The organism is Kitasatospora phosalacinea (assembly GCF_030268885.1).
Classification (GTDB): Bacteria; Actinomycetota; Actinomycetes; order Streptomycetales; family Streptomycetaceae; genus Kitasatospora; species Kitasatospora phosalacinea_C.
Map to the genome: position 1 here is coordinate 41,196 of NZ_BSSA01000044.1, position 7,463 is coordinate 48,658.

A 7,463-nucleotide genomic window follows, 5' to 3' on the forward strand; every position below is an offset into this window, starting at 1 on the left:
GTGAACCGCACCGCCGCGCTCGCCGCCGCCCTGACCACCGCCCTGGTCGCCACCCTCGCGACCGCGGGCACCGCCGACGCCCAGGGCCGGGCCCGCAGCGACAGCTACGGCACCAAGACCCCCTACGCCCCGCAGCAGGACCCCGGGCGCTACCAGCCGGTCCCCGCGGGCTACACGCCGGTCTTCACCGAGAACGTCGCCCGGCACGGCTCCCGCGCGATGAGCGACAGCGAGGACGGCGACGCCGTGCTGGCCCTGCTCGCCCGGGCCGAGCAGGCCGACGGCCTCACCGGCCTCGGCGCCCAACTCGCCCCGCAGGTGCGGACGCTGCTCGCCGCGGCCGCCTCGATCGGCTACGGCAACCTCTCCGCCCGCGGAGCCGACGAGCAGCGGCGGACCGCGCTGCGGACGGAGCAGCGGCTGCCCGCGCTGTTCGACTCGATCGCCGCCCGGCACGAGCCGATCGTGGTCGAGACCTCCGGCGTCACCCGCGCGACCGCCAGTGCCAACGCCTTCACCGCCGGGCTGGTCGAGGGCGAGCCCGCCCTCGCGGGCGTGATCGCCGCCCCGGTCACCGACAAGAACCTGCTGTACTTCCACAAGCAGCCGCAGAACGCCGACTACCAGGCGTACGTCGCCCACGACCCGCAGCTCGCCGCCGCCCTGGCCGCCGTCGACGCCGACCCGCGCACCGCCGAGGCCGCCCGGCACACCGTCCGCCGCCTGTTCACCGCCGCCTTCGCCGACACCCTCACCACCGAGCAGCAGACCGCCTTCGCCCGCGCGCTGTACGCGCTCTACAGCGCCGCCCCCGACCTGGCCGTCGAAGCCCACGGCACCGACCTGGACCGCTTCCTGACGCCCACGGACGCCCAGTGGCTCGGCTACCTCGACGACGCCGAGGAGTTCTACCAGAAGGGCCCCGGCTTCACCGGACGCACCATCACCTACAAGATGGCGGGCGTCCTGCTCGACGACCTGTTCGTCCAGGCCGAGCACCGGGCCGACGGCACCGGCACCGCGGGCGCCGTGCTGCGCTTCACCCACGCCGAGGAGATCATGCCGCTGGCCGCCCTGCTCGGCCTGCCCGGCAGCACCGAGCAGGCCGACCCGGCCGAGCCCTACGACTACGCGAACAACCCGTGGCGCGGCGCGCAGGTCTCCCCGATGGCCGCCAACGTCCAGTGGGACGTGTACCGGGCCGCCACCGACGGCGGGGGCCGGCCGAGCCACCTGGTGCGGATGCTCTACAACGAGCGGGAGACCGCGTTCAAGGCCGACTGCCACCCGATCGCCAAGGGCTCCTACTTCTACGACCTGGACGAGCTGGAGCGCTGCTTCGGTCGGCGCTGACACCCCGTGGGCGGCGGGCGGCGGTGCGCGCAGGTCGTATGGTGGAGGCGGCCGCCGCCCGTCGGCAGAACCGGCAGGTGACGCGGCATCGGGACCGCCGCACGGCCGAGCACCGACGGGAAGGACGACCTGCGCCATGGCAGTTGACATCCGGGTGGAGCCCCTGGGCGACCGCGAGTACCTGGTCCGGGTCGCGGACGGGACGGTCGAGGCGGCCACGCAGGTGCGGGTCACCGACGGCGTGCTGGAGCGGCCCGGACTGGCCGGGGGCGACGAGGGGCGGATCGTCCGCGAGACGGTGGCGTTCCTGGTCGAGCGCCAGCCCGTCGTCGACATCCCGCCGATGATCGACCTGGACGACCTGGCCGACGCGTACGGGGACGCCTACCTGGAGGACCTGACCCGCCGGCTCGCCCGGGCGTAGCGCCCCCTCCCGTCCGCGCAGGGCCCGTTCGGGGATGGACCGAACGGGGTGTCACCGATCGGGTCCGGCGTCGTTGTCCTGGCGTGCACGTTCGAGAGGCGCTGCGGCGCGCAGCGGGTGACCGCGGAACAAGTGAAGAATCGTTTCTCCCGCGCGCGGGGCGGGCAAGGGGTGGGGCCCGGTGAACCACTTCGACGACGCCGAACCCGACTTCGAGGACCCCGACCCCGAGGACCCCGGCCCACCCCTGGTCCCGCCGCAGCGCTGCAGCACCACCCGGCCCACGGTGCACCTGGTGGTGGAGGTCGTCCTCGCCCCCGGACTGCACGTCCCCGTCGTCGCCCGTCTCCGCTACCGCGCCGACGAGCCCTACACCGTGTACCTCGACAACCACGCCGACCTGCCCGAACCCGTGACCTGGGCGCTCTCCCGCGAGGTCCTGCTCGCCGGACTGACCCGCCCCGCGGGCCTCGGCGACATGTCCGTCACCCCCGGGCACGGCCCCGACCGCGGCCACGTCCTGCTCTCGCTGCACGGCGAGGAGGCCAGCGCCCTGCTGCGCGTCCCCGCCGCCGCCCTCCGCGCCTTCCTGCAGCGCACCGAGTGCGTGGTCCCGCTCGGCTGCGAACGGGACCACGTCGACCTCGACGCGCTGCTCCGCCGCCTCCTCGACGAAGACGGGGGCAGGGACGAGGGCGGGGGATGAGGGGCGGGGGACGAGGGCGGGGAGGAGGCGCCGTCAGGCGCCCGTACGGCGGGCCAGGGCCGCGTCGACCTCGGCGAACAACTCGACCGGGGCGGTGCGCCCGTACCGGGCCGCGACCACCGGCCACAGGCGGCGGCCCAGCTCCAGCGCGGCACGCAGCGCCCCCGTCAGCTCCTGCGGCGCGGCGGCGCAGGTGGCCGCCCGCAGCCCGGCCACCGTCGCGGCCGAGAGCTCGCGCTCGGCACCGCGCGACGGGGTCAGCCAGTGCGCCGTCGACCCCTCGGCCAGCCGCGCCATCCACAGCAGGTGCCGCTGGGCGTGCCCCAGCGCGTCCCACGCGCGCAGGTCCTCGCCCCGGGCTGCCAGGTGCAGGGCCAGCACCAGCCAGTTGGCGAACGGGTCGCAGTACTGCGCGAGTACGTCCGGGTCGTCGACCGGCGGGACGTACCGCTCCGGCAGACCCTCCAGCACCGGCGCCAGCGCCCCGCGCCGGTCCACCACCAGCATCCGCTCCACCGCGGCGCCGCGGGCCGGCCAGTCCGCCACCCCTGCGATCTCGTCCACCGTCGCGAAGTGGAACTCGCCGCGCACCAGGCCGGGGAAGAACGCCACGTACGAACCGAACTCGTTGAGCAGGCCGTGACTGAGCGGCGCGATCGCCTCGCACCAGGCGCGCGGATCGACCTCGGCGCGCCTGCGCGCGGTGAAGAACAGCCAGAACTCGACGTCGCTGTGCTCGTCCGCCTCCCCGGCGGCGAAGGAGCCGTACATCAGCGCGGCGTCCAGCCCCCCGTCCGCCTCGCACGCCCGCCGGACCCTCGCGATCAACTCCTCCTGGAACAGCACCCGTCCACCCAACACCCGCCCGCCGCACCGGGCAAGGCGATTTCCCCGCCGCCGCCGCGGCCCGGCCGGCCGCTCGGATGCCACCACGACGGACCCACCGGACTGGCGGGCACTCGAGGACGCCCGCGGCTCCGCCGGGCCCGTCCCCGCCCTGCTCGACTCGACCGCTTCGCGGCCGACCCGGAGGACGGGTCGGCTTTGTACGTGAGCGGTGGTTCTGGCTCAACTTCCGGATGCTGTTGGTGATCTTCACGAGTGACGAGTTCGAGTCCCGTCGCTCAGTTGTTGGCACAGGTGCTGGAAGCGGGTGGCCTGGCCTCGTTGAGGATCGGTTGATCTGGCGTCGTCGTGGTACTGACTGAGGCGGATGATGTTGGTTCCGGCTGCGGTGAGGACGTGCTGGGCGTGGGTCTTCGCGGTGCCGCGGTAGCGGCAGTTGCGCAGGCCGTGGGTGTGGACGGTCTCGGAGACGGTGGCCTCGCAGCCGGCCCTCATGGCGTATCGGTTCTGCCAGGGTTTGGTCTTCTGCTCTTTCCTGACGCGGTTTTGGATCTCCTGCAGGGGCTGTGGCAGGAGCAGGACGTGGCGGCCTTTGCCGTCGACGTTTCCCGTGCACTGCGGGCGGTCGTCGCAGGCCCTGCAGACGGCACGGGGAAACAGCACTGACAGGCGCGGCTGTCCGTCGGCGAGGGTGGGTTTCCAGGGCGGGCTGGTGGCCCCGTTGGGGCAAGTAAGCGTTCTTTCATTCCAGTTGGGGTGGAAGTCCTCCTTGTTGAAGCCCGGGAGCGCCCGCGATCGAGGGGGGAGCCGGACAGGGCCGAGCAGGTCGATTCCGTACTCGGTCCTGGCCCGGTGGATGGCGGCGGGGCTGGTGTATCCGCCGTCGACGAGGTGCTCGGCCGGAGCCAGGTTGTGTGCGGCAAGGTCGGAATGGATCCGTTCCAGGGCGTCGATGTCCTGCTCGGGCGCCGGCGTGGTGGCCACGTGCACGATCACGTTCGGCAAGCCGCTGTCGCAGGTCTCGGTCTGGTGGTCCTTGTAGCCGACCCACTCGGCCTTGCCGGGCTTGTGACTGAAGCGGGCCTGCGGATCGTGGGGAGAGACGATCTCCACCGACGACCACGGAACCCGGGCGGAGGCGGGATCGGGCCGCCCGTCGGAGGCGTCCGCGGTCGTCGAGCGCAGAGGGCTGTGGCGTCGGCTCAGCCGGTCGCGAGTCTGCTTGGGACCGCGCCAGCACAGATCACCGTGTTCGTCGTACCAGTACTGCTGGACCCAGACCTGGCGCATCACCTCGACCTTGGGCAGCCGCCGCAGCCGGGCCGGTGCGTCCGGAGCAAGGAGGGCCTGGAACAGGCGCATTCCGTCCTCACCGACCGTGAGCGCGTACTGCTTGCGCTCGCTCGTCTCCTTGGGCAGCCGCTCGTAGCGCACCGGTCGACCGTAACGGCGTGCCCACTCGTCCGTGACCAGGGCGGATATCCAGTCCTCATCTGCTGCGGCCACCTCCTCCAGGGCCGCGCGCAAGGTCTCGCCGACCAGCTCGATCCGGTCCAGACGCCGCACCGCGGCCAGGACATGGGTGGAGTCGGTCCGCTGTCTCCCGCGCCGCTTCACCAGCCCCGTCTGCGCCAGCCGTTCCACCATTGACGTCAGCAGCCGGTCCGCCCGGTCGCCCTCGGCCATCCGGTCACGGAACTCGCTGAGCACCGAGAAGTCGAAGCCCGGATCGTCCCGCTCCAGCCCCAGGCAGTAATTTCCAGTCCAGACGACACCTCACGGCCTCGGCGGCCTGACGGTCGGTGAGGTTCTGTGCGTACTGCAGCACCGACACCAGCGCCAATCGCGCCGGTGACAGGCCGCGACGTCCGTCGGTGGGATACCAATCGGCGAAATCCTCGTCCGTGAACAGCCCCTCCAAGTGATCCCGCACCCACATCGCAGCAGTACCCCGAGGGTTGCTCGCCTGTGCCATCCGCGCAGTCAGCGGCGGGATCTCCCGCCCAGACCATGAACCCATCGCCACCGCAGTCCACCCCTCTGAACAGGCCCGACCTCCAGGCCAGGACAGCAGACGAGCACGGGCGCATTCAGCCGATGGCGGCAACATCACTCTCGCCAGTAAAGATCACCAACAGCATCACTTCCGTGGTCTGTGTACGGTGAGTGACGACGCGCTGGTGCGGTAGGCATCGGGAAGTTGCCCGAATTTCGCCAGCGGGCGGGTCGTGGTGGCTGACAGTGCGGGACCGTGGATGATCTGGTGCCCCGGCTGGAGAGGCTGTTGTTTCCGTCGGTCGCGGGTGTCGTGGTGCTGTCGGTCGACGTGGACGTCGAGTCGGTGAACGTGCGGATCAAGTCCTAGGCGGCGGGGCACAGCTGCCCGGGGTGTGGGGGCTGGTCCACCCGGGTGCACAGCTCATACCTGCGGTTCCCCGTCGACGGTCCGATCGGGGCAGAGGGGTCCGGTTGTGCCTGGAGGTGCGGCGCTTCGTGTGCGTGAACTCGTCGTGCGGGCGGCGCACATTCGTTGAACAGATCGTCGGGCTAACCCGGCGCCACGGCCGTTGGACGGAGCAGTTGCGGTCGACGCCCGCCTCGGTCGGTTTGGCTCTGGCCGGGCGGGCTGGCGCCCGGCTGGCCTCGGTGTTCGGGACCTACGGAACGGTACTGGTCGACGCCGAGACCCGTCGGCCGGTAGACCTGCTGCCCGACCGGGCGGCATCCAGTCTGGCGGCCTGGCTGGCCAAGCGACCGAGGGTTGAAGTCGTTTGCCGCGACCGCGCTCCGTTCTTCGCCGAGGATGCCACCGTCGGAGCGCCCCAGGCCGTGCAGGTCGCGGACCGATGGCACTTGTGGCACAACCTCAGCGAGGCCGCTGAGCGAAGCGCCGCCCAACACCGCCGCTGCCTTCAGGCCCTGACCCCTGAGACACCCATCGAGCCCGAGGCGGTCACCATCTTGGTCGAGGAGACAGCCAGCTCGCCATGGCCGACCGGCCACCGCTTCGCCGACCGCGTCAGGAATCGGCACGCTACCGTCCACGCGCTCCTGGAGGCCGGCCACAGCAGGCGCTCGATCCCACGCCAGCTGGGCATGACCTACGGAACGGTCAAGCGTCTCGCCGACGCCACGCACCCAGAAGAGCTCTTCACCGGCCAATGACAGAACCGACCTTCCAAGCTCGACGATTACAAGCCGCATCTGGACAATCGCTGGCACGAGGGCTGCACCAACGCCTGGAAGCTGTGGAAGGAGATCGTGTCGCTCGGCTACCTGGGTAGCTACCAGACGGTCCGCGCCTCCATCCACCAGAAGCGCACGTCACCACGACCTGTCACTGCGAGACCGCCCACGCCCCGGACGGTGGCCGGATGGATCCTCCGCCGACCCGAATCCCCGCCCGAGCACGACCGCCTCCACCTCAAGACCGTCCTGGCCAACTGCCCCGAACTGGAGGCCCTGACCCGGCACGTCCGCTCCTTCGCCACCATGCTCACCGAGCGCCACGGCGAGCGCCTGCCGGAGTGGCTTGCCGCCGTTCGCCAGGATGACCTGCCCAGCCTCCACACTCTCGCCGCCGGGATCGACCGCTACCGCGACGCCGTCATCGCCGGCCTCACCCCCTGGAACTCCGGCGTCGTCGAAGGGTCTGTCCAGTGAACGGTGTAACTCGGTTGGGTTGGGTTAGCGGCGGCCGGCGGAGAGTCGGCCGTCGAAGGCGATCTCGAAGGCGTTGAGTGCGGCCTTCCAACGGGTCATCCAGCGTTTGCGCCCGGCCCCGGTCGGGTCGAGGGACATGATCGCCATGTAGACGCACTTCAGTGCCGCCTGCTCGTTCGGGAAGTGCCCGCGCGAGCGGACGGCCTTGCGGATCCGGGCGTTCACGGACTCGATCGCGTTCGTGGTGCAGATGACCCGCCGGACCTCGACGTCGAAGCTCAGGAACGGCACGAACTCGGCCCAGGCGTTCTCCCAGAGCCGCACGATCGCCGGATACTTCCTGCCCCAGGCCTCGGAGAACTCCACGAACCGCTCGAGCGCGGCGTCCTCGGTCGGAGCGGTGTAGACGGGTTTGAGGGCCTTGGAGATCTTGTCCCAGTCCTGCCGGGCCGCGTAGCGGAACGAGGCCCG

9 protein-coding genes are annotated in these 7,463 nt (G+C 71.4%); 5 read left to right on the forward strand and 4 right to left on the reverse strand.

Annotated elements, in window-relative coordinates; genetic code table 11:
• The 3 genes from QSK52_RS36710 (at position 1) to QSK52_RS36720 (ending at position 2,483) form a co-directional block, all read left to right on the forward strand.
• Positions 1-1,353, forward strand: a complete 1,353-nt coding sequence (locus QSK52_RS36710; protein ID WP_285740619.1) for a histidine-type phosphatase — start codon at positions 1-3, stop codon at positions 1,351-1,353.
• Between the two features lie 136 nt (positions 1,354-1,489).
• Positions 1,490-1,777 carry a hypothetical protein gene (locus QSK52_RS36715; RefSeq protein ID WP_285740620.1) on the forward strand — a complete coding sequence of 96 codons (288 nt, stop codon included), beginning with the start codon at positions 1,490-1,492 and terminating at the stop codon, positions 1,775-1,777.
• Positions 1,778-1,958: 181 nt separating this feature from the next.
• Positions 1,959-2,483: an SsgA family sporulation/cell division regulator gene (locus tag QSK52_RS36720; RefSeq protein ID WP_285740621.1), complete on the forward strand. Its 525-nt coding sequence runs from the start codon at positions 1,959-1,961 to the stop codon at positions 2,481-2,483.
• Positions 2,484-2,516: 33 nt separating this feature from the next.
• Here the strand turns inward: QSK52_RS36720 and QSK52_RS36725 are convergent, their stop codons facing one another.
• The 3 genes from QSK52_RS36725 to QSK52_RS39600 form a co-directional block, all read right to left on the reverse strand.
• On the reverse strand, positions 2,517-3,329 hold the full coding sequence (locus QSK52_RS36725; protein WP_285740622.1) for a hypothetical protein: 813 nt from the start codon (positions 3,327-3,329) through the stop codon (positions 2,517-2,519).
• 249 nt (positions 3,330-3,578) lie between these two features.
• A complete protein-coding gene (locus tag QSK52_RS36730) occupies positions 3,579-5,039 on the reverse strand; it encodes a transposase (RefSeq protein WP_285740623.1) in 1,461 nt (486 codons plus the stop codon).
• Positions 5,020-5,439: a transposase gene (locus QSK52_RS39600; protein WP_352230355.1), complete on the reverse strand. Its 420-nt coding sequence runs from the start codon at positions 5,437-5,439 to the stop codon at positions 5,020-5,022. Before QSK52_RS39600 ends, QSK52_RS36730 begins: the two co-directional genes overlap by 20 nt.
• A gap of 359 nt (positions 5,440-5,798) precedes the next feature.
• Between QSK52_RS39600 and QSK52_RS36735 the strand changes: the two genes are divergently transcribed.
• Together QSK52_RS36735 and QSK52_RS36740 are read left to right on the forward strand one after the other, a co-directional pair.
• The gene (locus tag QSK52_RS36735) at positions 5,799-6,494 is read left to right on the forward strand and encodes a transposase (RefSeq protein ID WP_285740624.1); all 696 of its coding nucleotides are present in this window, start codon (positions 5,799-5,801) and stop codon (positions 6,492-6,494) included.
• Between the two features lie 201 nt (positions 6,495-6,695).
• The gene (locus QSK52_RS36740) at positions 6,696-6,992 is read left to right on the forward strand and encodes a hypothetical protein (RefSeq protein WP_285740625.1); all 297 of its coding nucleotides are present in this window, start codon (positions 6,696-6,698) and stop codon (positions 6,990-6,992) included.
• A 24-nt stretch (positions 6,993-7,016) separates the two neighbouring features.
• On the opposite strand, the gene QSK52_RS36745 is transcribed toward QSK52_RS36740, so the two are convergent.
• The coding region (locus QSK52_RS36745; protein WP_285740626.1) for a transposase at positions 7,017-7,463 on the reverse strand (447 nt) is incomplete at its 5' end.